Origin of the sequence: Streptomyces sp. TSRI0107, assembly GCF_001905845.1 — a bacterium.
Lineage (GTDB): Bacteria > Actinomycetota > Actinomycetes > Streptomycetales > Streptomycetaceae > Streptomyces.
The window spans coordinates 674,693-697,228 of the sequence record NZ_LIVZ01000004.1 but is presented as its reverse complement, the minus strand read 5'-3'; the positions used below and the strand labels follow the sequence as shown (position 1 = coordinate 697,228).

General features: G+C 71.7%; 22 protein-coding genes. 16 read left to right on the top strand and 6 right to left on the bottom strand.

Annotated features, from left to right (window positions below):
- Nucleotide 1 precedes the first annotated feature (1 nt).
- The 7 genes from AMK31_RS13630 to AMK31_RS40665 all read left to right on the top strand — a co-directional run bounded on the left by AMK31_RS13630 (nt 2) and on the right by AMK31_RS40665 (nt 6,025).
- Nucleotides 2-1,027 carry a permease gene (locus tag AMK31_RS13630; protein ID WP_073940708.1) on the top strand — a complete coding sequence of 342 codons (1,026 nt, stop codon included), beginning with the start codon at nt 2-4 and terminating at the stop codon, nt 1,025-1,027.
- Nucleotides 1,024-1,782 carry a TIGR03943 family putative permease subunit gene (locus AMK31_RS13625; protein WP_073940707.1) on the top strand — a complete coding sequence of 253 codons (759 nt, stop codon included), beginning with the start codon at nt 1,024-1,026 and terminating at the stop codon, nt 1,780-1,782. Before AMK31_RS13630 ends, AMK31_RS13625 begins: the two co-directional genes overlap by 4 nt.
- Before the next feature lie 99 nt (nt 1,783-1,881).
- Nucleotides 1,882-2,967, top strand: a complete 1,086-nt coding sequence (locus AMK31_RS13620) for an LLM class flavin-dependent oxidoreductase (RefSeq protein WP_073940706.1) — start codon at nt 1,882-1,884, stop codon at nt 2,965-2,967.
- Nucleotides 2,964-3,566 (top strand): FMN reductase, encoded by a 603-nt coding sequence (locus AMK31_RS13615; RefSeq protein WP_073940705.1) that lies wholly within the window; start codon nt 2,964-2,966, stop codon nt 3,564-3,566. The genes AMK31_RS13620 and AMK31_RS13615 overlap by 4 nt, the downstream gene beginning before the upstream one ends.
- 145 nt (nt 3,567-3,711) lie before the next feature.
- A complete protein-coding gene (locus AMK31_RS13610) occupies nt 3,712-4,446 on the top strand; it encodes a response regulator transcription factor (protein ID WP_073940704.1) in 735 nt (244 codons plus the stop codon).
- A complete protein-coding gene (locus tag AMK31_RS13605; protein ID WP_073940703.1) occupies nt 4,447-5,853 on the top strand; it encodes a HAMP domain-containing sensor histidine kinase in 1,407 nt (468 codons plus the stop codon).
- 25 nt (nt 5,854-5,878) lie between these two features.
- On the top strand, nt 5,879-6,025 hold the full coding sequence (locus tag AMK31_RS40665) for a hypothetical protein (RefSeq protein WP_158074534.1): 147 nt from the start codon (nt 5,879-5,881) through the stop codon (nt 6,023-6,025).
- A gap of 6 nt (nt 6,026-6,031) precedes the next feature.
- Here AMK31_RS40665 and AMK31_RS13600 read toward each other — a convergent pair whose 3' ends face one another.
- Nucleotides 6,032-6,679: a peroxiredoxin-like family protein gene (locus AMK31_RS13600; protein WP_073940702.1), complete on the bottom strand. Its 648-nt coding sequence runs from the start codon at nt 6,677-6,679 to the stop codon at nt 6,032-6,034.
- A gap of 132 nt (nt 6,680-6,811) precedes the next feature.
- On the opposite strand from AMK31_RS13600, the gene AMK31_RS13595 reads away from it, so the two are divergent.
- A complete protein-coding gene (locus AMK31_RS13595) occupies nt 6,812-7,429 on the top strand; it encodes a TetR/AcrR family transcriptional regulator (protein WP_073940701.1) in 618 nt (205 codons plus the stop codon).
- 38 nt (nt 7,430-7,467) lie between these two features.
- Here the strand turns inward: AMK31_RS13595 and AMK31_RS13590 are convergent, their stop codons facing one another.
- Nucleotides 7,468-8,313 carry a class II glutamine amidotransferase gene (locus AMK31_RS13590; RefSeq protein ID WP_073940700.1) on the bottom strand — a complete coding sequence of 282 codons (846 nt, stop codon included), beginning with the start codon at nt 8,311-8,313 and terminating at the stop codon, nt 7,468-7,470.
- Between the two features lie 196 nt (nt 8,314-8,509).
- Nucleotides 8,510-9,136: a hypothetical protein gene (locus AMK31_RS13585; protein ID WP_198948478.1), complete on the bottom strand. Its 627-nt coding sequence runs from the start codon at nt 9,134-9,136 to the stop codon at nt 8,510-8,512.
- Nucleotides 9,137-9,398: 262 nt separating this feature from the next.
- Here AMK31_RS13585 and hemL point away from each other — a divergent pair, with 262 nt between their 5' ends.
- From hemL to AMK31_RS13545, 8 genes are all read left to right on the top strand, one after another.
- Nucleotides 9,399-10,715, top strand: a complete 1,317-nt coding sequence (hemL, locus tag AMK31_RS13580; protein WP_073940699.1) for a glutamate-1-semialdehyde 2,1-aminomutase — start codon at nt 9,399-9,401, stop codon at nt 10,713-10,715.
- Nucleotides 10,712-11,398, top strand: a complete 687-nt coding sequence (locus tag AMK31_RS13575; RefSeq protein ID WP_073940698.1) for a histidine phosphatase family protein — start codon at nt 10,712-10,714, stop codon at nt 11,396-11,398. Before hemL ends, AMK31_RS13575 begins: the two co-directional genes overlap by 4 nt.
- A gap of 339 nt (nt 11,399-11,737) precedes the next feature.
- Nucleotides 11,738-12,964 (top strand): polysaccharide deacetylase family protein, encoded by a 1,227-nt coding sequence (locus tag AMK31_RS13570; RefSeq protein WP_073940697.1) that lies wholly within the window; start codon nt 11,738-11,740, stop codon nt 12,962-12,964.
- A 66-nt stretch (nt 12,965-13,030) separates the two neighbouring features.
- Nucleotides 13,031-13,630 carry a TlpA family protein disulfide reductase gene (locus AMK31_RS13565; protein WP_073940696.1) on the top strand — a complete coding sequence of 200 codons (600 nt, stop codon included), beginning with the start codon at nt 13,031-13,033 and terminating at the stop codon, nt 13,628-13,630.
- A gap of 1 nt (nt 13,631) precedes the next feature.
- On the top strand, nt 13,632-14,399 hold the full coding sequence (locus tag AMK31_RS13560) for a cytochrome c biogenesis CcdA family protein (protein WP_073940695.1): 768 nt from the start codon (nt 13,632-13,634) through the stop codon (nt 14,397-14,399).
- Between the two features lie 4 nt (nt 14,400-14,403).
- Nucleotides 14,404-16,104 carry a cytochrome c biogenesis protein ResB gene (gene resB / locus AMK31_RS13555; RefSeq protein ID WP_073940694.1) on the top strand — a complete coding sequence of 567 codons (1,701 nt, stop codon included), beginning with the start codon at nt 14,404-14,406 and terminating at the stop codon, nt 16,102-16,104.
- A complete protein-coding gene (gene ccsB, locus AMK31_RS13550) occupies nt 16,101-17,213 on the top strand; it encodes a c-type cytochrome biogenesis protein CcsB (protein ID WP_073940693.1) in 1,113 nt (370 codons plus the stop codon). The genes resB and ccsB overlap by 4 nt, the downstream gene beginning before the upstream one ends.
- 75 nt (nt 17,214-17,288) lie before the next feature.
- Complete coding sequence (locus AMK31_RS13545; protein ID WP_073940692.1) at nt 17,289-17,708, top strand: SRPBCC domain-containing protein; 420 nt, start codon at nt 17,289-17,291, stop codon at nt 17,706-17,708.
- Nucleotides 17,709-17,712: 4 nt separating this feature from the next.
- Here AMK31_RS13545 and AMK31_RS13540 read toward each other — a convergent pair whose 3' ends face one another.
- The 3 genes from AMK31_RS13540 to AMK31_RS13530 all read right to left on the bottom strand — a co-directional run bounded on the left by AMK31_RS13540 (nt 17,713) and on the right by AMK31_RS13530 (nt 22,415).
- Entirely contained in the window at nt 17,713-19,254 is a 1,542-nt protein-coding gene (locus AMK31_RS13540) for a hypothetical protein (RefSeq protein ID WP_073940691.1), read from the bottom strand.
- Complete coding sequence (locus AMK31_RS13535) at nt 19,254-21,347, bottom strand: hypothetical protein (RefSeq protein WP_073940690.1); 2,094 nt, start codon at nt 21,345-21,347, stop codon at nt 19,254-19,256. The genes AMK31_RS13540 and AMK31_RS13535 overlap by 1 nt, the downstream gene beginning before the upstream one ends.
- A gap of 102 nt (nt 21,348-21,449) precedes the next feature.
- Nucleotides 21,450-22,415: an isopenicillin N synthase family dioxygenase gene (locus AMK31_RS13530; protein WP_073940689.1), complete on the bottom strand. Its 966-nt coding sequence runs from the start codon at nt 22,413-22,415 to the stop codon at nt 21,450-21,452.
- Nucleotides 22,416-22,536 lie beyond the last annotated feature (121 nt).

Genomic DNA, 22,536 nt, shown 5'->3' with positions numbered 1-22,536 from the left:
GATGCGGGCCATCGAGGACACCGGCATACGGGCGCGGGAGGCGGACCCGGCGGACGAGGAGCCGGCGCGCGGGCTGCCCCGGAACTGGCTGTTGCTGCTGGTCGGCGCGGCCGTGCTGCCAGGTACCGCGCTGGTGCTCGTCGGGCGGTCGCTGGACGAGCCGGCCGTGCAGGCGTGGCGGACGGTGTGTCTGGCGGTGACCGTGCAGGCGATGCCGTTCCTGCTGCTGGGCACCGCCCTGTCGGGGGCGATCAACGCGTTCGTGCCCGCGCGTGTCTTCAACCGGCTGCTGCCGAAGCGGCCCGCGCTCGCGGTGCCGGTCGCGGGGGCCGCGGGAGTGGTGCTGCCGGGCTGCGAGTGCGCGTCGGTGCCGGTGGCGAACAGCCTGATCGGCCGGGGTGTCACGCCGGCCGCGGCGTTCGCGTTCCTGCTGTCCGCGCCCGCCGTGAACCCGATCGTGCTGACCGCCACGGCGATCGCGTTCCCGGGCAGCCCGGAGATGGTGCTGGCCCGGCTGCTGGCCTCGCTGGTCACGGCGTCCGTGATGGGCTGGCTGTGGCTCTGGCTGGGGCGCGCCGAGTGGCTGAAGCCCGCCGTGCGGCACACCGGGCACCGGCCGGGGCACAGCCGGTGGACGGAGTTCCGGCGCGGTTTCCAGCACGACTTCCTGCACGCGGGCGGCTTCCTGGTGGTCGGGGCGATGGCCGCGGCGACCTTCAACGTGGCGGTGCCGCGCTCGGTGGTCGACGCGTTCGCCGACTCGCCGTGGCTGTCGGTGCTGTTCCTGGCGGTGCTGGCGATCGTGCTGGCGGTGTGCTCGGAGGCCGACGCGTTCGTGGCGGCCTCGCTGAGCGGGTTCTCGCCGGTGGCCCGGCTGACGTTCATGGTGGTCGGGCCGATGGTGGACCTGAAGCTGTTCGCCCTGCAGGCGGGGACGTTCGGGAGGGCGTTCGCGGTGCGGTTCTCCGCCGCGACGGCCGTGGTGGCGGTGGTGTGCAGCGTGCTGGTGGGAGGGGTGCTGCTGTGATGCGGTTCGTGCGGGTGGGGCTGCTGGCGCTGAGCGGTGTGGGGCTGCTGCGGGTCTCGCTGTTCACGGACGCCTACCTCCGCTACGTGAAGGAGGGCATGCGGCCGCTGCTGATCGCGTCGGGGGTGCTGCTGGTCGCGCTGGGCGCGGCGGAGGCGGTGTCCTGGTGGCGGGAGCGGGACCATGCCGAGGGGCACGGGGACGGCCACGGAGACGACGACGGCCACGGTCATGACCACTCCGGTGTGCCGCGCGTCGCCTGGCTGCTGCTCCTGCCCGCGCTGAGCCTGCTCCTCTACGCGCCGCCCGCCCTCGGCTCGTACACGGCGTCCCGCGGGGCGCCGAAGGCCGTCGCCGTCGTCGAGGAGGACGGTTTCGAGCCGCTGCCCGCGACCTCGCCGTTGCCGATCACGCTCACCGACTTCACCCAGCGGGTGCAGCAGGACACCGAGCGGGCCATCGAGGGGCGCACGGTCCGGATGACCGGGTTCGTGACGCCCGCCGACGACGGTGACGGCTGGTATCTGACACGGCTCATGCTGTCGTGCTGCGCCGCGGACGCCCAGTCGGTGAAGGTGCGGGTCTACGGGCCGGCGGCTCCACCGGCCGACACCTGGGTGACGGTGACGGGCACCTGGCACGCGGGCGGCGAGCTGGGCACGTCGTCGGCGGCGGTCGCGCTGGACGCGCGGGACGTCGAGCGGGTGGAGCGGCCGGTGAACGGATACACGGACGCGCTGCCGCTGCCGTCCTGAGGGCGGTTCGGCGGGCTCGGAAGCACACGGGAATAGGGGCGGCGGGGGTGTCGTTCAGCGGTATAGTTGAACGGTCAACCACTTGGAGGGTGAGCGACCATGCAGTTCGGGATCTTCAGCGTCGGGGACGTAACCCCGGACCCGACCACGGGCCGTACGCCGACGGAGCGCGAGCGGATCAAGGCCATGGTCGCCATCGCGTTGAAGGCCGAGGAGGTCGGACTCGACGTCTTCGCGACCGGTGAGCACCACAACCCGCCGTTCGTGCCGTCGTCCCCGACCACCATGCTCGGCTACATCGCGGCCCGCACCGAGCGGCTGGTCCTGTCCACGTCCACCACGCTGATCACCACCAACGACCCGGTGAAGATCGCGGAGGACTTCGCGATGCTCCAGCACCTGGCCGACGGCCGGGTGGACCTGATGATGGGCCGCGGCAACACCGGCCCGGTCTACCCCTGGTTCGGCCAGGACATCCGCCAGGGCATCAACCTCGCCATCGAGAACTACGCCCTGCTGCACCGGCTGTGGCGCGAGGACGTCGTCGACTGGGAGGGCAAGTTCCGCAGCCCGCTCCAGGGCTTCACGTCCACGCCCCGCCCGCTGGACGGCGTACCGCCGTTCGTCTGGCACGGCTCCATCCGCTCGCCGGAGATCGCCGAGCAGGCCGCGTACTACGGCGACGGCTTCTTCCACAACAACATCTTCTGGCCGGCCGACCACACCAAGCGGATGGTCGAGCTGTACCGGAGCCGGTACGCCCACTACGGGCACGGCACCCCCGAGCAGGCGATCGTCGGGCTCGGCGGGCAGGTGTTCATGCGGAAGAACTCCCAGGACGCGGTCCGCGAGTTCCGGCCGTACTTCGACAACGCGCCGGTCTACGGGCACGGGCCGTCCCTGGAGGACTTCACCGACCAGACCCCGCTGACCGTCGGCACGCCGGAGCAGGTGATCGAGAAGACCCTGAGCTTCCGCGAGTACGCCGGTGACTACCAGCGCCAGCTGTTCCTGGTCGACCACGCCGGGCTGCCGCTGAAGACCGTGCTGGAACAGATCGACATGCTGGGCGAGGAGGTCGTGCCCGTGCTGCGCAAGGAGTTCGCGGCGCGGCGTCCGGCGGGAGTGCCGGACGCGCCGACCCACCAGTCCCTGCTCGCCGCCCAGGAGGTGACCACCGTATGAGCGACCGTACGAAGCTCGTCGTCGTCTCGGCGGGGCTGAGCGTCCCGTCGTCCACCCGGCTGCTGGCCGACCGGCTGGCGTCGGCCGTCGTCCGGCGGACCCCGGCGGACGTGGAGGTCGTCGAGCTGCGCGACCTCGCCGTCGAGATCGCGCACAACCTCACCAACGGCTTCCCCGGCCGGAAGCTGGCCGCCGCCATCGACTCGGTGACCGGCGCGGACGGGCTGATCGTGGTGACGCCGGTGTTCTCGGCGTCGTACAGCGGACTGTTCAAGTCGTTCTTCGACATGATCGACAAGGACGCGCTGACCGGGAAGCCGGTGCTGATCGCCGCGACCGGCGGCACCGCCCGGCACTCCCTGGTGCTGGAGCACGCCCTGCGGCCGCTCTTCGCCCACCTGCGGGCCGTCGTCGCCCCGACCGGCGTCTACGCCGCCTCGGAGGACTGGGGCGCGGAGGGGCTGCCGGAGCGGATCGAGCGGGCGGCGGGGGAGCTGGCCGCGCTGACGGCCCGGCTGCCGGCCGCCCGCCCCGCCCGGGACGACCTGGCGGTCACACCGTTCGAGGAGCAGCTCGCCGCGCTGCGCGGGAGCGGGTGAGAGGCCTGGGCCTGGACCGGGTGAGAGGCCTGGGCCCGGACCGGGTGAGAGGCCTGGACCCGGACCGGGTGAGAGGCCAGTAAGAAGCGGGGCCGGGCGTCCACCGTGCGGTCGTACGGAAGTACGGCTTTGCCACACTGGACGCGTGGCCCCGACTGTTCTGCTCGCCGAAGACGACCGCGCGATCCGGCACGCCCTGGAGCGGGCCCTGACCCTGGAGGGCTACCGGGTCACCGCGGTCGCCGACGGCGTCGAGGCACTGGCGCAGGCCCACCGCACCCCGCCGGACGTGCTGGTCCTGGACGTGATGATGCCGGGCATCGACGGCCTCCAGGTGTGCCGGGTGCTGCGCGCCGAGGGCGACCGGACGCCGATCCTGATGCTGACCGCGCTGGTGGAGACCGCGGACCGGATCGCGGGCCTGGACGCCGGCGCCGACGACTACGTGGTGAAGCCCTTCGACGTCGAGGAGGTCTTCGCCCGGCTGCGGGCACTGCTGCGGCGCACCGCCGCCCCGGCCGGGGCCGACGCGCCCGCCCCGCCCGCGCAGCCGCTGCCGCCGGTCAGGCCGCCCGAGGGACGGACCGTCGAGGCCGCCGGGCTGCGGCTGGACCCGCAGGCGCGCCGCGTCTGGCGGGGCGAGCGCGAACTGGAGCTGACCCGCACCGAGTTCGAGCTGCTGGAACTGCTGGTGCGCAACGCGGGCATCGTCCTCGACCACTCCACGATCTACGACCGCATCTGGGGCTACGACTTCGGGCCCGGCTCCAAGAACCTCGCCGTCTACGTCGGCTACCTGCGCCGCAAACTCGACCAGCCCGGCGCGCCGCAGCTGATCCACACGGTGCGCGGCGTGGGCTACGTGCTGCGGGAGGACTGAGTGGGGTGGCGGCCGCGGCTGGTGTCCCTGCGCACCACGTTCGCGGTGTCCTTCGCGACGGTCACGGCCGCGGTGACCCTCCTGGTCGGCTTCCTGTCCTACACCGCCGCCGCGCGGCTGGTCCGGGTCGACCAGGTGTCGGTGTTCGACGAGGTCGTACAGGACCTGCGGGGCGAGGTACGGCAGTACCGGATGAGCCCGGCGGACTTCTCCTCCTCCGCGCCGGGACACGACCTCGTCCGCCCCGCCCGCACGGACGTGCAGGTGCTGGGCCCGGACGGCGGCGTCGTCGACAAGGGCAGCCCCGGACTGCCGGTGACCGGCCCCGACCGCGAGATCGCGGCCGCGCGCACGGCGGGGCAGCTCGTCGTGCACAAGGACGTCGACGTCGGCAACGACATCTACCGGGTCGCCACCGTCTCGCTCGGCGGCGGCCGGGGCGCCGTACAGGTGGCGCAGGAGTTCAGTGACACCGAGGACCTGCTGCGGGCGCTCCAGCAGCGCACGCTGCTGTTCATGGCGGCGGTGGTGGTCGGCGCCGGACTGTTCGGCTGGTGGCTGGCCCGGCGCATCACCCGCCGGCTGGTGATCCTCACCGACGCCGCCGAGGCCGTCGCCCGCACCCGGCGGCTCGGCATCGAGGTGCCCGTCACCGGCCACGACGAGGTGGGCCGGCTCGGCCGCGCCTTCGACCGGATGCTCGGCCGGCTCGCCCAGTCCGAGGAGGACCAGCGCCGCCTCGTCCAGGACGCGGGCCACGAACTGCGGACGCCGCTCACCTCCCTGCGCACCAACATCTCCCTGCTCCGCCGCATCGACGAACTCCCGCCCGCCAGCCGGGAGGAACTGGTCGCCGACCTGGGGCAGGAGGCCCGCGAACTGACGGACCTGGTCAACGAGTTGGTGGACCTGGCGGCCGGTCAGTCCGACGCCGAGCCGCCGCAGCGGGTCGACCTCGCCGAACTGGCCGAGGACGTCACGGGCCTGGCCCGCCGCCGCACCGGCCGCGAGATCGCCCTGCGCGTCACCGGCGACACGACGACCGAGGGGCGGCCCGGGATGCTGAGCCGGGCCATGTCCAACCTCGTGGAGAACGCGGCGAAGTTCGACCGCACGGGCACGGCACCGATCGAGCTGGTGGTGTCCGGCCCGGACCCGGGCTGCCGCGGCCCGGTCCGCGTCGAGGTCCTCGACCGGGGACCCGGCATCGCCGACACCGACCTCGACCGCATCTTCGACCGCTTCTACCGCGCCCCCGACGCCCGCTCCCTGCCCGGATCCGGGCTGGGCCTGTCCATCGTGCGGGAGGTGTCTCTGGCGCACGGGGGAACGCCGTTCGCGTGCCCGCGGGACGGGGGAGGGGTGGCGATCGGGTTCACGGTGGGCGGGGGCGGGGAGACGGCCTGAGCCGGGGCGGACGGGCATCCGGGACGTGTACCGGCTGCTGGCCGGGCACTACGGACTGAGCCTGCCCCGCAGGACGATCGCCGACGACGACCTGGTCGGGGTGTTCACCTCCCCGCGCGTCTACGCGAGCGGCGAGCCGAACACCCGGTACGGCAACCTCCACCTGCCCTGACCCGGTTCAGCGGAGGGCGTCCAGCGCGGCAAGCACGTCGGCGGGTTCGGCCCGGTTGACGTAGTCGGTGTCGGCGAAGGCCCAGCGGATCACCCCGTCGCGGTCGATGACGTACGTCGCGGGCAGCGGGAGCGTGCGCGGGTGACCGCCGTTGACGCGCTGGAGGTCGAAGCCGAGCTTGTCGTAGACGGCGGCGAGGTCTTCGGGGAGGTCGAAGGCGAGGCCGTACTGCCTGGCGGTGCCGGAGCCGACGTCGCTGAGGACGTCGAAGGCCAGCTCGTGCTTCTCGGTCAGGGAAAGCGCCTCGTCGGGGACCTGCGGGGAGACGGCCACGAGCCGGGCGCCGCGTTCGGTGATGGCGGAGTGGTGCTGCTGGAGGGCGCGCAGGGCGATGTTGCAGAACGGGCACCAGGCGCCGCGGTAGAACGTCAGCACCACCGGCCCGGCGGCGAGCAGGTCGTCCAGGGCGACGATCCGCCCGGTCGCGGAGGGCAGGGCGAAGAGCGGGGCGCGGGCGCCGGCCGCGAGGGCGCGGTCGGCCTGGCCGGAGTCGGCGAGCTCCTTCGCGGCCCGGTGCATGACCTCGCGGAACTCGGCGGGGATGTGCTGCCGACGGGACTCGAAGAAGGCGCGTAATTCGGCGTTGAGCGACATGGGAACGGTCCTCCTGGACGCACGGCACATGGATCGATCGGTCGGCTCGGAGCGGCAACTCGGAACGACCGTTCCAAGATAACTGCGGCGGGCGTATCCTGGAACCCTCGTTTCAAGATTGGTCGGTGAGGCATGCCGGACATCAAGCACTTCGACCCGGACGCGGCTCTGGAGACCGTGGTCCGGCTGTTCTGGCGCCGAGGTGCCGCCTCGACCGGCATCCAGGACGTGGTGACCGCGACCGGCCTCAACCGCTCCAGCCTCTACGCCACCTTCGGCGGCAAGCAGGACCTCTACCACGCCGCCCTGCGCCGCTACGTCGAACGCCACTCCCACCCGGCCTTCCGTCACCTGGCGGAGGACGGACGGGGCCTGCCCGCCGTCGAGGACTTCTTCGCCGGCCTGATCGAGATCCGGTGCTCGGGGGAATTCGCCCGCTGGGGCTGCATGGTGGTCAACGCCCATGCGGCGGCCGAGGACGCCGATCCCGAGGTCCGCGACCTCCTCGACCGCCACCACCGGCAACTGCGCGACGCCCTGCGCGCCGCGCTGGCCACCGCCGAGGCCCGGGGACAACTCGCTCCGGGAACCGACCCCGCAAGCGCCGCCGAACTGCTCGCCCTGCTCGCCTACGGCGTGAACCTGCGCTCCCGCGCGGGCGCGCCGGCCGAATCACTGCGGGCGACCGTGAGCACCGCGCTGGAGGCACTCGGCGACACGTGCGCCGACGGTCCGGGCGCGGTCGGCTGAGACGCACCCCGGGGAGGGCTTCAGCTCGCCGGTCGGCTTCAGGCCGGGTCGCCTTGCAGGGCGGGCCGGAAAGTACGGAGCACGTCTCCGCCCGGCTGGACGATGCCGTAACTGCTCTCCGGCACCTCGTTCCAGACGCCGGGGAGGGTGCCCAGCGGTTCGGAGACGACGAGGCGGGTCTCCTCGGAGATGTCCCGCAGGAACGCGGCATCCGGGTGGAGCGCGCGCAGGGTGTCCACCCTGGTGCTGTAGAACAACGACCGCGAGCGGCCCTCGCTGGAGTAGCGGAAGGTCCATACGCGATCGCCGTCGGCCACCGCGATGGTCATCTGCAGCGGGTTGGGGACGCCGTGCGCGTGCCCCGCCTTCTCGATCAGGCCGGCCATGCGCGCCACGGCACCGGGAGGATCCTCCCTGAGACCGAACGTGAGAGCCAGGAAGAACATGAGCTCGGAGTCGGTGGAACCCTCGATGTCGGGATACAGGGCCGGATCGACGGCCAGGGCGAGGTCACGCCGGAGGCGGTGGAATTCGCTGATCGCCCCGTTGTGCATCCACATCCAGCGCCCGCTCCGGAAGGGGTGGCAGTTGGTCTGCTGCACGGCCGTCCCGGTCGAGGCCCTGATGTGCGCGAAGAACAGGCCCGAGCGGACGTGGTGGGAGACCTCCAGCAGATTGCGGTTGTTCCAGGCCGGACCGACGTCCCGCAGAACCGCCGGAGTGTCCGTTTCCCGCGTGTACCAGCCGATGCCGAAGCCATCGCCGTTGGTCGTCTCCACCCCCATGCGGGAGTGCAGGCTCTGGTCGATCAAGGAGTGTTCCGGCTGGAACAGGACCTGGCTGAGAAGGATGGGCGTACCCGAGTACGCGATCCAGCGGCACATCTTGGGCCCCCGAGCTCGCTCAGGACCTGCTCCGGCTCTCGGCTTCCTTTTCGGCCATCGCCTCGGCCGTCATGGCGGAGCCGACACGCGCCACCCGCGGTGACCACGGGAACCTCTCACGCGTCGGCGTTACTCATCCACGGTAGGAGCCGCGCGAACCGGGCGCATGTCGGCCTGAACAGGTGATCGCTGCAGCTCAGGGCCAAACCAGGCAATAAGGCTGATGCCCCGCCTCATGCAGCCGATGGCTGAAGTCCTGCCACTCGTGCAGCAGCTGGTACACGTTGAACGCGTCCCGCGGTCCGCCCCGGTCCGGGACCGTCGACCAGATGAACGCCGCCGCGCCGACCGCCTCCTCGCCGATGCCGCGGAGCGGGTCGACGACGGTCATCGGGAGTTTGACGACCGCGTAGTCGGGATGCAGGACGACGAGTTCCAGGGGCGGCACCTTGTGGAGGGGGACGCCCTCGATGCCGGTGAGGACCATCGCGGCCATCGTCTCCGGCTTGATCTTGGTGAACATGCCGTTCATGCCGAGCTCGTCGCCGCCGAGTTCCTCGGGACGCATCGAGATCGGGACGCGGGCCGCGGTCGCGCCGTCCGGCGCACCGAAGTACTTGTACGTCACCCCCACCCGACCACCATTCCTGCTCCCCGCCCTCAAACCGTCGACCGTGCGGTCGACGCGCTCGGGCTCCCTCGGTCCACCATGTGCCTGACGTGCTTCGGTCGTGTCCTCCGCGTCGCGTCGGTGCCTTCCCCGCCGGGCACGTCGAGGACCCAGGTCATCAGTCCCCTCGCCCAGTCCGCCACCGCGATGCATATCTCCACCCGACTGCTTTTCTAGGACGCGTGGCCCCCGCCGCGCAACCCGATCATCGTGTCAGTGACCTCCCCCACGGCCGCGCGCCGAAACGTGCGGGGGCCACCTGTCCGCAGGATCCATGCGCCCGGGGGCCGGTCCCTCTGACCAAGCCATGCCCAGTTTCGCAGATGGGTGGGGCCGACGCCGGGTTCTCCGGACGCCTACCCTGAGGAGGTCACCCCAGCAACCGGAGTCCGAGAAGTCGGAGAAGTCGCAGGTCATGAGCGAACTGCCCTATTCATACGAAGCGCCTGTCTCACAGGCTCTATTCGACCGTGCGGCCGCCGTCACACCCGGCGGCGTGAACTCCCCGGTGCGCGCCTTCCGCGCCGTCGGCGGCACGCCCCGGTTCATGGTGTCCGGCCGGGGGCCGTATCTGACGGACGCGGACGGGCGCGAGTACGTGGATCTGGTGTGCTCCTGGGGCCCCATGATCCTCGGCCACTCGCACCCCGAGGTCATCGCCGCAGTCCAGGAGGCCGTCGCCCGCGGCACCTCCTTCGGCACGCCCGGTGAGGGCGAGGTCGCGCTCGCCGAGGAGATCGTCGCCCGGGTCGCGCCGGTCGAGCAGGTGCGGCTCGTCTCCAGCGGCACCGAGGCCACCATGTCGGCGATCCGGCTCGCCCGCGGGTTCACCGGCCGGTCCAAGGTGATCAAGTTCGCCGGCTGCTACCACGGGCACGTCGACGCGCTGCTGGCCGCCGCCGGCTCCGGCGTCGCCACCTTCGCGCTGCCCGACACGCCCGGCGTCACCGGTGCGCAGGCCGGCGACACCATCGTGCTGCCGTACAACGACCTCGACGCCGTGCGGGCCGCCTTCCAGGCGCACCCCGGCGAGATCGCCTGTGTGATCACCGAGGCCTCGCCCGGCAACATGGGTGTCGTGCCGCCGCTGCCCGGGTTCAACCAGGGGCTGAAGGACGTGTGCGCCGAGAACGGCGCGCTGTACGTCTCCGACGAGGTCATGACCGGCTTCCGGACCAGCCGCGCCGGGTGGTTCGGCGTCGACGGGGTGGTCCCGGACCTGATGACGTTCGGGAAGGTCATGGGCGGCGGCTTCCCCGCCGCCGCGTTCGGCGGGCGTGCCGACGTGATGGCGCACCTCGCCCCGGCCGGGCCCGTCTACCAGGCCGGCACCCTCTCCGGGAACCCGATCGCCACCGCCGCGGGCCTCGCCCAGCTGCGGCTGCTCGACGACGCCGCGTACACCAAGGTCGACGCGGTGTCGCAGCAGATCCAGGCGCTGGTGAGCGAGGCGCTGACGAAGGAGGGTGTGACGCACACGCTGCAGAACGCCTCCAACATGTTCTCCGTCTTCTTCACCGACCGCCCGGTGCGCGACTACGAGGACGCCAAGGCTCAGGAGTCGTTCCGCTTCACCGCGTTCTTCCACGCGATGCTGGCGAACGGCGTCTACCTGCCGCCGTCCTCCTTCGAGTCCTGGTTCGTCTCCACGGCCCACGACGAGCGGGCGGTGCAGCGGATCGCCGACGCGCTGCCGGCGGCGGCCCGGGCGGCCGCGGAGGCGACGGCATGAGCGGCACCCGCAGGGACATCACCGTCGTCCACCTGATGCGGCACGGCGAGGTCGCCAACCCGGACGGGATCCTGTACGGGCGGCTGCCCGGCTACCACCTGTCCGACCTGGGACGGCGGATGGCCGACCGGGTCGCCGAGCACCTGGCCTCCCGTGACGTCACCCACGTCGGCTCCTCCCCGCTGGAGCGGGCGCAGGAGACGGCGGCGCCGATCGCCAAGGCGCACGGGCTGGACGTCGCCACCGACGAGCGGCTGATCGAGGCCGACAACGTCTTCCAGGGCAAGACCTTCGGTGTCGGCGACGGCGCCCTGAAGAAGCCCGACAACTGGAAGCACCTGGTCAACCCGTTCAAGCCGTCGTGGGGCGAGCCGTACATCGACCAGGTGGTGCGGATGATGGGGGCGCTGGACGCCGCCAAGGACGCGGCCCGCGGCCACGAGGCGGTGCTGGTCAGCCATCAGCTGCCGATCTGGATCGTGCGGTCGTACGTGGAGCGGCGCCGGCTGTGGCACGACCCGCGCCGCCGGCAGTGCACCCTCGCCTCGCTGACGTCCTTCACCTACGACGGCGACCGGATCGTCTCCGTCGGCTACAGCGAGCCGGCCCGCGATCTCGTCCCGCCGCACCTCCTCGCCGGTGCCAAGCCGGTGAAGGGAAAGGACAAGGCGTTCGGGGCGTGAGCCCCGGCCCGGTCGCGTCCCCCGCACCGACTTAGGCCCTGTCGTTTGGATCATCCCGGCGTCGCGGGGTCTGGCACGCACATCTGCCGCGTTGTCGTCAGTCGCCGACGCGCCGCGTCGACTCCCTCCTCCGCCTTGCAGCTGCACGCACCAGACCCCGCTCGACTCGGCCAGGACGCACCGTCCCTCACAGCCGGGCTGATCCAAACGACAGAGCCTAGGCGCCATCGCCGTCTCCCCGCATTTGTTACGAAAAGCGGATGATTCGGGGGGAACCTCCCCGTCCGTCGTGCCCTCTGACTGGGTGACCACCACAGAGCACGACGGACGGGGGACGGCATGCGTCACATCAGCCGACGGGGAGCGATCGGACTCGGGGCGGGAGCCGCCGCCGCGCTGGGCGTCGCGGGGTGCGGGACCCACACCCCCTCAGACGGCTCCTCCCATGCCGGGGGTTCCGGCAAGGGCAAGCCGAGCGCACCCGCCGCCCGGCCGATCGGGGACGGCTCCACCGCCTACACCGGCAAGCAGCCCCACCAGCCTCCCGCCCCGGAGCCGTTGGAGCCGGGTCAGACGCCGCCGCAGTTCGTGGTGTTCTCCTGGGACGGGGCCGGCGAGGTCGGCAACGGGCTCTTCCCGCGCTTCCTGGACCTGGCGAAGGAGCACGGGGCGCACATGACCTTCTTCCTCTCCGGGCTGTATCTGCTGCCCGAGTCGAAGAAGCGGCTCTACGACCCGCCGAACAACCAGCGCGGCGCCTCCGACATCGGCTATCTCACCGACGCCCACATCAAGGACACGCTGAAGAACCTCCGCCGGGCCTGGCTGGACGGCCACGAGATCGGCACACACTTCAACGGTCACTTCTGCGCCGGTTCCGGGTCGGTCGGCAACTGGACGCCGCAGCAGTGGCGCAGCGAGATCGAGCAGGCCAAGTCCTTCGTGAAGGAGTGGCGCACCAACACCGGCTGGAGCGACCTGCCGTCCCTGCCCTTCGACTACGACAAGGAACTCGTCGGCGGCCGTGCGCCCTGTCTCCTCGGGCAGGAGAACCTGCTGCCCACCGCGCGGGAGCTGGGCTGGCGTTACGACGCCTCCTCGCCGGGCGGCCGGCAGGTCTGGCCGGACAAGAAGCAGGGGATATGGGATCTCCCGCTCCAGCAGATACCTTTCCCCGGGCGTTCGTTCGAGGTCCTGTCCATGGACTACAACATGCTCGCCAACCAGTCCCTGAACTCGACGAACGCGCCCGCGCACAACTACCCGGCCTGGCGCGAGCAGTCGACGCAGGCGTACATACAGGGATTCAAGCGGGCGTACGAGACAAACCGGGCACCCTTCTTCGTCGGCAACCACTTCGAACAGTGGAACGGCGGCATCTACATGGACGCCGTCGAGGAGGCGCTGAAGCACATCGCGCGGGAGAAGGAGAAGGGCGAGGACGTACGCCTGGTCTCCTTCCGGCAGTTCACCGACTGGCTGGACGTACAGCGGCCCGAGGTGCTGGCCAAGCTGCGCACACTGGAGGTGGGACAGGCGCCGGCCGGGGGCTGGAAGCGGTTCTGAAATGGGGGTTTCCGCCTGTAAGGGGGGTGCCCAAGATCCCCGGAACGGGCATGCGAAACTTTTCACATGACTGCCGCCAGCCGTACCACTCTGCTCGCCGCCGGTGCCGTCGTCACCGCGCTGGCGCTGTCCGCGTGCACGTCCGGGGGAACATCGGGCGGCGGCGGCAACACCAACCTCGTCACCGGCAAGGAGGGCATCGCCACCGCTGCTCAGGGCAAGCGTGCCGAGGCCCCCGAGCTGTCCGGGAAGACCATCCACGGCAAGCAGCTCAGCACCGACGACTACCAGGGCAAAGTCCTCGTGGTGAACTTCTGGGGCTCCTGGTGCGGGCCCTGCCGGATCGAGGCGAAGAACTTCCAGAAGGTGCACGAGGACCTCAAGGACGAGGACGTCCAGTTCGTCGGCGTCAACACCCGCGACACCAGCCTCACCCCGGCCCTCGCCTTCGAGGAGGAGCAGGGGATCACCTTCCCGAGCCTGTACGACCCGACCGGCAAGCTGATGCTCCGCTTCGAGAAGGGCACCCTCAACCCGCAGCTCGTCCCCTCCACCCTGGTCATCGACCGGGAGGGGAAGATCGCGGCCCGTGCCCTCTCGGCGCTCAGCGAGGAGAAGCTGCGCGGCATGATCGAGCCGGTGCTCGCGGAGAAGTCGGGGAAGTGACGTGACCGTCACGCTCGCCGCGGCCACCGACCCCAACCAGACCGTGCTCAACGGGGCGCTGCTGCTCGCCCTGCCGATCGCCGTCCTCGGCGGTCTCGTCTCCTTCTTCTCCCCGTGCGTCCTGCCGCTGGTCCCCGGCTACCTGTCGTACGTCACCGGGGTCACCGGCACCGACCTCGCCGAGGCCCGGCGCGGCCGGATGGTCGCCGGCGCCTCCCTGTTCGTGCTGGGCTTCACCGCCGTCTTCGTCTCCGGCGGGGCGCTGTTCGGCTACTTCGGCGAGTCCCTGCGCGAGCAGCAGACCGTCCTGTCGAAGGTGCTCGGCGTGCTCATGATCCTCATGGGCGTCTTCTTCATGGGCCTGATGCCCTGGCTCACCCAGCGTGAGTTCCGCTTCCACAAGCGGCCGGTGACCGGCCTGGCCGGCGCCCCGCTCCTCGGCGCGCTGTTCGGCATCGGCTGGACGCCCTGCATCGGCCCGACCCTCGCCTCCGCGCAGGCCCTGGCGATGCAGCAGGCGAGCGCGGGCCGCGGCGCCCTGCTGACCGTCGCCTACTGCCTCGGCCTCGGCGTCCCCTTCGTGCTCGCCGCGGTCGCCTTCCGCAAGGCCCTCGGCGCCTTCGGCTGGATCAAGCGCCACTATGTCTGGGTGATGCGCATCGGCGGCACGATGATGATCGTCACGGGCGTGCTGCTGCTGACCGGTGCCTGGGACCGCTTCGTGCAGGAGATGCAGGTTTGGTCCAACGGCTTCACTGTGGGGATCTGAATCGATGAGCAAGACGACAACCAGCGCCCCCGAGGGCCAGGACAACGACCAGGACCTCGGCGCCGCCGGCTCCCAGCTGTCCACCGCGCCCCGCGAGGAGACCGCCAACCTGCCCGCGCTCGGCGTGGTCGGCTGGATCCGCTGGTTCTGGCGGCAGCTCACCTCGATGCGGGTGGCGCTGCTGCTGCTCCTGCTGCTGTCGCTGGCGGCGATCCCCGGCTCGCTGATCCCGCAGACCGGCATCGACGCGATGAAGGTCGAGGACTTCCGCGAGCGGCACACCACCCTCGCGCCGGTCTACGACAAGCTCGGCCTCTTCAACGTCTACAGCTCGGTGTGGTTCTCCGCGATCTACATCCTGCTGTTCGTCTCCCTCATCGGCTGTATCGTCCCGCGGACCTGGCAGTTCGTCGGCCAGCTGCGCGGCCGTCCGCCGGCCGCCCCCAAGCGGCTGACCCGGCTGCCCGCGCACACCACCTGGCGCACCGGGGCCAAGCCGGAGGAGGTGCGGGAGGCCGCGCTGGAGCTGCTGAAGAAGCGCCGCTTCCGCGCGCATCTCGCCGGTGACGCCGTCGCCGCCGAGAAGGGCTATCTGCGCGAGGTCGGCAACCTCGCCTTCCACATCGCGCTGATCGTGATGCTGATCGCCTTCGGCTGGGGGCAGCTGTTCAAGTCGGAGGGCAACAAGCTGGTCGTGGAGGGCGACGGGTTCGCCAACACGCTCTCCCAGTACGACGACTTCAAGTCCGGCAGCCTCTTCAGCAACGACGACCTGGAGCCGTTCAGCTTCGACCTGAAGAACTTCACCGGCACCTACGAGGCGTCCGGCCCCAACCGGGGCACCCCGCGCATCTACGAGGCCGACCTGACCTACAGCGCGGGCGCCTACGGCAAGGAGCGCTCGACCACCGTGAAGGTGAACGAGCCGCTGGAGATCGGCGACGCCAAGGTCTACCTGGTCAGCCACGGCTACGCGCCGGTCGTCACGGTCCGCGACGGCAAGGGCAAGATCGTCTACCAGGACGCCGTGCCCCTCCTGCCGCTCGACGGCAACGTCACCTCGTCCGGCGTGGTCAAGGTGATGGACGGCTACAAGGACGCCAAGGGCAAGAGCGAGCAGCTCGGCTTCAACCTGTTCTTCCTGCCGACCTACGGCGGCGGCACGATGCTGTCGCAGTTCCCGGCGCTGGTGAACCCGATGCTCGCCGTCTCCGCCTACCACGGCGACCTCGGCGTCGACTCGGGCATCCCGCAGAGCGTGTACCAGCTGGACAAGAAGCACCTCAAGGAGTTCAAGGACGACAAGGGCGAGCTGCTGAAGAAGCAGCTGAAGCCCGGTGACACCCTGACGCTCCCGAACGGCGCCGGCTCGATCACCTTCGAGCGGGAGGTCCGGGAGTGGGCCGGGTTCCAGATGGTCCAGGAGCCGGGTGGCGGCTGGGCGCTCGGCGGTGCCGTCATCGCGATCCTGGGTCTGTCGGCCTCTCTCTTCGTCCAGCGCCGACGGGTGTGGGTGCGGGCGACCGAGGGCCCCGACGGCGTGACCGTGGTGGAGATGGCCGGGCTCGGCCGCAGCGAGTCCGCGAAGGTGCCCGAGGAGCTGGGCGACCTCGCCGAGACCCTTTACGACAAGGCACCGGGCGCGCCCGATGCCGACGACCCCTCAGAATCCCCCGTACCTGCCGAAGGGTCTGAACAGCAGTGACTCTCGCCGCCGCGACGAACGAAAATCTCGCGAATCTCAGCAACACGCTGATCTACTCCGCGATGGCCGTCTACACCGTGGCCTTCTTCGCGTACATCGCCGAATGGCTCTTCGGCAGCCGCAGCAAGGTGGCCCGCACCGCCGCCGCGCTGACCCCCGAGAAGGCGGCGGCGAAGGCCGGCCCGGCCGTGACCGTGAAGAAGGCCGGCGGCACCGCCGTACTGGAACGGCCGCGGGTCACGGTGCGGGCGCAGGGCGGGGCGCGGGACGTGCCGGACGGGCCTGGGGCGCACGGCGGGAGCGAGAAGGGCGACCTTTACGGGCGCATCGCCATCTCGCTCACCGTGCTGGCCTTCCTGCTGGAGTTCGGTGGCGTGCTCTCGCGGGCCCTCTCGGTGGAGCGGGCGCCGTGGGGCAACATGTACGAGTTCAACATCACCCTCACCACGGTCGCCGTCGGCACGTACCTCGTGCTGCTGGCGCTGAAGAAGAACGTCCGCTGGATCGGGCTGTTCCTGACCACCACGGTCCTCCTGGACCTCGGTCTCGCCGTCACCGTCCTGTACACCGCCAGCGACCAGCTGGTTCCCGCCCTTCACTCGTACTGGCTGTACATCCACGTCTCCACGGCGATCTTCTGCGGTGCGGTCTTCTACCTGGCCGCGGTCAGCACGGTCATCTACCTCTTCCGCGACTCCTACGAGACCAAGCTGGCCCGCGGCGGACAGCCCGGCCGCTTCGCGTCCTCCGTCCTGGAGCGGCTGCCCGCCGCGGCCTCGCTGGACAAGTTCTCCTACCGGATCAACGCCGCGGCCTTCCCGCTGTGGACGTTCACGATCGTCGCGGGCGCCATCTGGGCGGGTGACGCGTGGGGCCGCTACTGGGGCTGGGACCCCAAGGAGGTCTGGTCCTTCATCACCTGGGTCGCCTATGCCTGCTACCTGCACGCCCGCGCCACCGCCGGCTGGAAGGGCCGCAAGGCCGCCTACCTGGCCCTGGGCGCCTTCGCCTGCTGGCTGTTCAACTACTACGGCGTGAACATCTTCGTCTCCGGCAAGCACTCCTACGCCGACGTCGGCCTCGGGGCGCTCCAGGCCGTCGGGTTCTGACCCGCGTACGACTGCGAGCGGGGCGGGCGTCCCTGACCACGTGCGCAACCCTGCGCCAGGGGTCAGGCTGGAATCATGACCGGAACGGCCGGAGCGAGCGGATCCATCGAGCAGGGCACCAGCCAGACCCACGGGAACACGCACATCCTGCACTTCCTGGTCCGGCTGCCGTGTTCCATGGAGTCGGTCTGGTCGGCGCTGGCCACCGCGGAGGGGCTGGCGACCTGGTTCACCCCGGCCGACGAGCTGGAGCACCGGCTGGGCGGGGCGGTCACGCTGCGGGATGTCGGGTCCGGGCGGGTGACCGCGTGGGACGTGGACCGGGTCGCCGAGTACACGGTGGAGGGCGGCGGCCGGATCCGTTTCCATCTGGAGCGGGCCGGTGCGGAGGCCAGCGCGCTCCGCTTCACCCATGAGTTCGAGGGGGAGGGGGAGACGGAGCAGGGCTGGCGCGCCCGCTTCGAACGCCTGATCGAAGTGCTGGGGTCGGGCTGAACGCCTAGGAAGGCGGCAGGCAGTCCTTCCCCGGCGGCTTCCCCTCCGGCCACGCGATCTCCACGAACCGCGCCCGCCCCCGCGGGGTCAGCTCGACGATCGGTACGGCCTTGTCGTACGGGTTGCCGTGCACGTCCAGGCAGATCCACCCGCTCGCCCCGTTCACCCGCAGCGAGCCCTTCACCTGCGGCCACTGCAGGCCGACGTCCGCCAGCGGAGGGTCCGTCCGCCCGTCCGGGGTGGCCTCGCGGATGCCGTGCACCGCGAGCCGCATCGCGTCGTACGCGATGATCAGCTGCCCGTCCTCCAGGTCGATCGGTCCGATCGGCCCGACCGGCTCCCGCACGCCGTCCGTCAGGAGCCCGTCCAGCACCCGGGTGTCGGCCTTGGAGCCGCCGGTCCTCGGCGGGTCCTCGGTGAAGGCGTCGGGGTGGGCGAGCGCGGTGTAGCGCACGGAGAGGTTGCGCAGCGCGCTCCGGTCGAGGTCGTGGTCACCGGTGAGGTAGGAACCCTCGTCGCCGGTGAGGACGGTGAACTTCCGGTCCTGGCAGCCGCGTCCGCCGAGCGCGTTGACGAACTGCCGCAGCTGGGTGTGCCGCCCGGCGAACAGGATGGTGTCGGTGTCCCGGGAGGTGTCGCACACCAGGTGGGTGATCTGCCGGAACGTGTTGGCCGTGGTGCCCTCCTGGCTGCGGTCGGCGGGCGGGGTGAACGGCTGCGGCTCGTACGGCGAACCGTCGATGAGCCGCTCGAACGACTCCTGGAGGGTGCGCGTGTACGGGTCGCCCGGCTTGTCGTACACCAGCAGCGCCCGCCCCGCCGTCACCTTGGCGAACGAGGCGAGCGCGCGGGCCTCGTCGGTGTTGGTGGGGGAGACCCGGGCGAGACCGGGGAACGGGTCGGCGCCGCCCTGCCCGTTGGCGAGGTCGTCGGCGGTGATGGAGGAGCCGATCACGGGGATGCCGCGCCGGGTCAGCTCCCGTACGGCCTTCTTGGTGAAGTCGGTGCTCTGCCCGATCCCCGTCACGGCCCGCAGCCGTTCCGGGCCCTTCGCCAGCCGCTCCAGCTCGTCGACGGTGTGCTCCCAGTGCTCCCCGCCGGCCCCCGGGTTGGCCAGCGCCAGCCGGATCGCCGGGGTCTGCCCGTTCGCGGAGTGGTTGGCCTGGTACTGCGCGAGATAGGTGCCCTGGAGCTGGTGCAGGACGTGGTTGACGGTGTCGCGGTCGGTCGCGGTGAACGGCTCCAGCAGGGCGACGGTGACGTAATCGCCCTCCTTCAGCGACCGGTTCTCCCGGTCGATCGCCCGCAGCAGCTCACGCAGCCGCGGCTGCCCGAAGTCGTACGCCTTCGTCGACACGCCCACGCACTCGTCGCTGCCCTCCAGGCGTACGACGCCGGGTGCGCAGGAGCGGTCCTCGCGGGTGACCGTACGGACGGCGAAGGCCAGCCCGGCGACCAGCGCGGCCGACAGCAGCAGGGCGAGATACCGGCGCAGCGGGATCTCCCAGACGTGCTCGCGCAGCCAGACCCAGAATCCACGTCGCATCACGCACCCCCTGCGTTCTGGTCGTCGTCCTCCGGCAGCCGCAGCGGCCGTCCGGCGAGCGCGTCCTCGGGCCACTCCCGGGACGCCCGCCACAGCAGTTCGTTGCCCGCGGGCCGAAGGTTGGACAGCTGCTCCAGCTCGAACCGCAGCCGGTCCGACACCGTGCTGTCGGGCAGCACCAGCGGGTCGGACAGCTGCCACACCGCGTGCAGCAGCCGCCGCACCCGCAGATGCAGCGTCGGCTCCGCCCCGTCCGGCACGTCGTATCCCGCGTCGGTCCGCCCGAGCGCGACCGCCGCCCGCCCGTCGCCCCGCCCGGTGAAGTCGCGGCCCTGCGCGTCGTGCGCGTGGAAGTAGGGCGCGGAGGCGACGAAGCGCAGGGCGGCGAGCCAGCCGCGGGTGCCGAGGACGGGGAAGGCGTCCCGGAGCCGCGCCACGGCGGGTTCGGTGTCGCCGAGGGCGAGCTGGTGGTGCAGCCGGTAGCCGGTCCCTGCGGTGCCGTCCCCGGCGGACGCGTAGTGCCGGATCAGCGTCTCGTGCGCCAGGCGCCAGCGCGCGTGGTCCGCGTCCAGGTGGTGCAGCCGGAGCAGCAGCAGAGTCCGTACGAAGGGGTCCCCGACGAACTGCCCCGGCGTGGCGGGCAGTCCCTCCTGCGCGAGCCGGGTCTCCAGGGCCCGGACGTCGGCGGGGCCGAACGCGTCGGAGAGGAGCACGGCGGCGAGGGCGCACGCGGAGTCGTGGTCGTGGGCGGCGGCGAGCACGGTCAGCTCGTCCAGGCGGTCGGCGGGGACGAGCCGGTCGAGGAGTTCGAGGTAGGCGGGGGCGCCGGGCTGGTCCTGCGCGAGCCGCACCTCCCCGGTCAGCAGCTCGCCGAGCGAGCCGGCGCCGGGCTGCCGCTGGGCGGCGGCCTCCGCGAGCACGGTGATGCCGAGCGGGTTGCCGCCGGTCAGCCGGTGGGTGGCGTGCGGCAGCTGGGGCGGTACGGCGAGCTCCCCGCAGGCGGCGCCCACGATGTGCAGGGTGTCGTCGGGGCCGAGCGGCGGCAGCGGCACCAGCAGCGCCCGCGACGAGGGCGCCCCCGCGTCCGGCGTCCAGTCCGTGCGCCGCGCCAGCTCGGACAGCTCCCGCCGGACGGCGCTGCGCAGCAGCTCGCCGGTGCCGCGCAGCCCGGCGACGAACACCACCTGGTCGGCGATGTCCTCCGCCCGGTCCCGCAGCACGGCGTCCATGAGGCCCGGCCCCGGCGGGCTCTGCGCGTTGTCGACGAGGACGAGGGGCCGCCCGATGCGCTGCATCCGGGGCAGCACACCGGCGTAGGCCTCGGTGAGGTCGGCGAGCAGCGCCCGCACGAGGTACCGCTCGGCGTGCTGCCGTGAGGTGCCGCCCGCCCGGAAGTGCCCGGAGAGCAGCATCAACCCGCGCCGCGCGTGCCCGCCCGCGTTGGGGTAGTCCCGGTACCAGACGGAGGCCCGCTGGTGCCGCCGGTTGCCGAAGCCCTCGGAGAGCGAGTCGAGGGTGGCCTCGATGGCCGCGGTCAGCAGCTGCCCGGTGCCGCTGACCGCCGTGACCACGTTGGCGGCGACCCGCCCGGCCCACCGCCCGGCGATCCCCGACAGCCACGATCCGCTCTCGTTCAGCAGCAGGATCCGTTCCACCTCGCGCCGGATGCGCTCCGAGTCGGCGTCGCCCCAGCCGCCGGCCGCGACCGCGACCAGCCCCGACATCAGCCGTGGGAACTGGATCCGCCCGGCCCCGGTGACCGGCGCGGCCAACTGCTCGGCGATCACCAGCAGCGCGTGCGCCAACGGCGACCAGGCCTCGGCGGGCCGCCCCGAGGGCGGTGCGGCGAACTCCGGTGCGGCGCAGTCGACGAGCGCGACCGGCGTGTGCCCCCGGTAGGCGTCCCGCAGCTCCTCCAGGACCGCGCTCTTGCCGAGTCCGCGCGCGCCGGTGAGCACGACGAACGGCACCTCGCGCGGGTGCTCCACGGACACCGCACGGTGCTGGTGCGGACGCAGCCCCACCAGCCGCGGAGCGAGTCCGGCCGGATCCGTCCCGAACAACGCCGCGCGCCCGTGCAACCGTCTGTGCACCGAACCTCCCCCGTCCGACGCGACCCCAACTCCAGGGTAAATAGAGGGCCTTGATTCGGACCAGATTCAGTGATGACCGTTGGGTCACGAAATGCCGGAGCGTCAGTTCACGGCGATCGAATCGAGCTTGGCCCGCAGATAGACGTGCGAGTCGACCGGCTCGTACGCCACCCGGCCCACGGGTGCGGGCACGGACTCCACGAGGGTGCCGGGGGTGCACTCGCCGAAGTAGACCAGCGACATCAGCTCCTCGGCGGGCGCGTCGGCGGGCGGCGGCAGAACCCGGTGCCGCCCGGACCGCCACCGGTCGCCGGTCCACCGGGCCATCAGGTCACCGATGTTGACGGTGAACGCGTCGGGGTCGAAGGGCGCGTCCTGCCATCCCCCGTCGTCCGTGTACACCTGGAGCCCGCCCTTGCCGGCCTGCCGGTCGAGGATCGTCACCGTCCCGAAGTCGGTGTGCGGCCCGATCCGGAACTGCCCCGGCTCGGGCGGCCCGGTCACGTCCCGCCCCGGATACCAGTTGATGTTGAACCCGTACGTCGGATGGTCCATGTGCCGGGTGAAGAAGTCGGCGTCGAGACCGAGGGCGTGGCCCAGCAGCTCCAGGAGGCGGTTCTCCAGCTCGGCCATGCGGGCCAGGTACTCCTCGCACAGCGGCCGCAGCGCGGGCACCTCGGCGGGCCAGACGTTCGGCGCGTACCACTCGGCGTTCACGACCGGGTCGTCGAACGGCTCGTGCGTCGCGAACGTCAGCGACTCCTTCAGGTCCGGCGGGGTCTCGGTCCCCTCCGCGTACCCGTTGGCCTCCGCTCCCGGCCCCAGCCAGCCGCGCCCGCCGACCCTCGCCTCGTACGCCCGCTTCACGCCGGCCGGCAGCAGGAAGAACTCCCGCGCCGCCGCCCGGATCCGCGCCCGCAGCGCCGGATCGACCCCATGCCCGGTGACCAGCAGGAACCCGGCCCTCCGCAGCGCCTCGTCGACGGTGCGGGCGATCCGGGCACGGTCGTCCGGGCCGCCGCCGAGCCAGGGGCGCAGGTCGACGGCCGGGACACGGGCTTCACTCACCGACGTCCTCGTTCCACAGCCGGGGACGTGGCCGGGAACGTGGCCGGGGATGTTCCTTCACGACGGTCCATGCCCCCACTCTTCCCTTCGGCGGGCCCCGGGCAACTCGGCGTTCGGCGGA

Coding starts and splice junctions, on each gene's coding strand:
- AMK31_RS13630 (WP_073940708.1), top strand. CDS start 2: ATGCGGGCCATCGAGGACACCGGCATACGGGCGCGGGAGGCGGACCCG.
- AMK31_RS13620 (WP_073940706.1), top strand. CDS start 1,882: ATGCAGTTCGGGATCTTCAGCGTCGGGGACGTAACCCCGGACCCGACC.
- AMK31_RS13615 (WP_073940705.1), top strand. CDS start 2,964: ATGAGCGACCGTACGAAGCTCGTCGTCGTCTCGGCGGGGCTGAGCGTC.
- AMK31_RS13600 (WP_073940702.1), bottom strand. CDS start 6,679: ATGTCGCTCAACGCCGAATTACGCGCCTTCTTCGAGTCCCGTCGGCAG.
- AMK31_RS13595 (WP_073940701.1), top strand. CDS start 6,812: ATGCCGGACATCAAGCACTTCGACCCGGACGCGGCTCTGGAGACCGTG.
- AMK31_RS13590 (WP_073940700.1), bottom strand. CDS start 8,313: ATGTGCCGCTGGATCGCGTACTCGGGTACGCCCATCCTTCTCAGCCAG.
- AMK31_RS13585 (WP_198948478.1), bottom strand. CDS start 9,136: ATGCATCGCGGTGGCGGACTGGGCGAGGGGACTGATGACCTGGGTCCT.
- hemL (WP_073940699.1), top strand. CDS start 9,399: ATGAGCGAACTGCCCTATTCATACGAAGCGCCTGTCTCACAGGCTCTA.
- AMK31_RS13575 (WP_073940698.1), top strand. CDS start 10,712: ATGAGCGGCACCCGCAGGGACATCACCGTCGTCCACCTGATGCGGCAC.
- AMK31_RS13570 (WP_073940697.1), top strand. CDS start 11,738: ATGCGTCACATCAGCCGACGGGGAGCGATCGGACTCGGGGCGGGAGCC.
- AMK31_RS13565 (WP_073940696.1), top strand. CDS start 13,031: ATGACTGCCGCCAGCCGTACCACTCTGCTCGCCGCCGGTGCCGTCGTC.
- resB (WP_073940694.1), top strand. CDS start 14,404: ATGAGCAAGACGACAACCAGCGCCCCCGAGGGCCAGGACAACGACCAG.
- AMK31_RS13545 (WP_073940692.1), top strand. CDS start 17,289: ATGACCGGAACGGCCGGAGCGAGCGGATCCATCGAGCAGGGCACCAGC.
- AMK31_RS13540 (WP_073940691.1), bottom strand. CDS start 19,254: ATGCGACGTGGATTCTGGGTCTGGCTGCGCGAGCACGTCTGGGAGATC.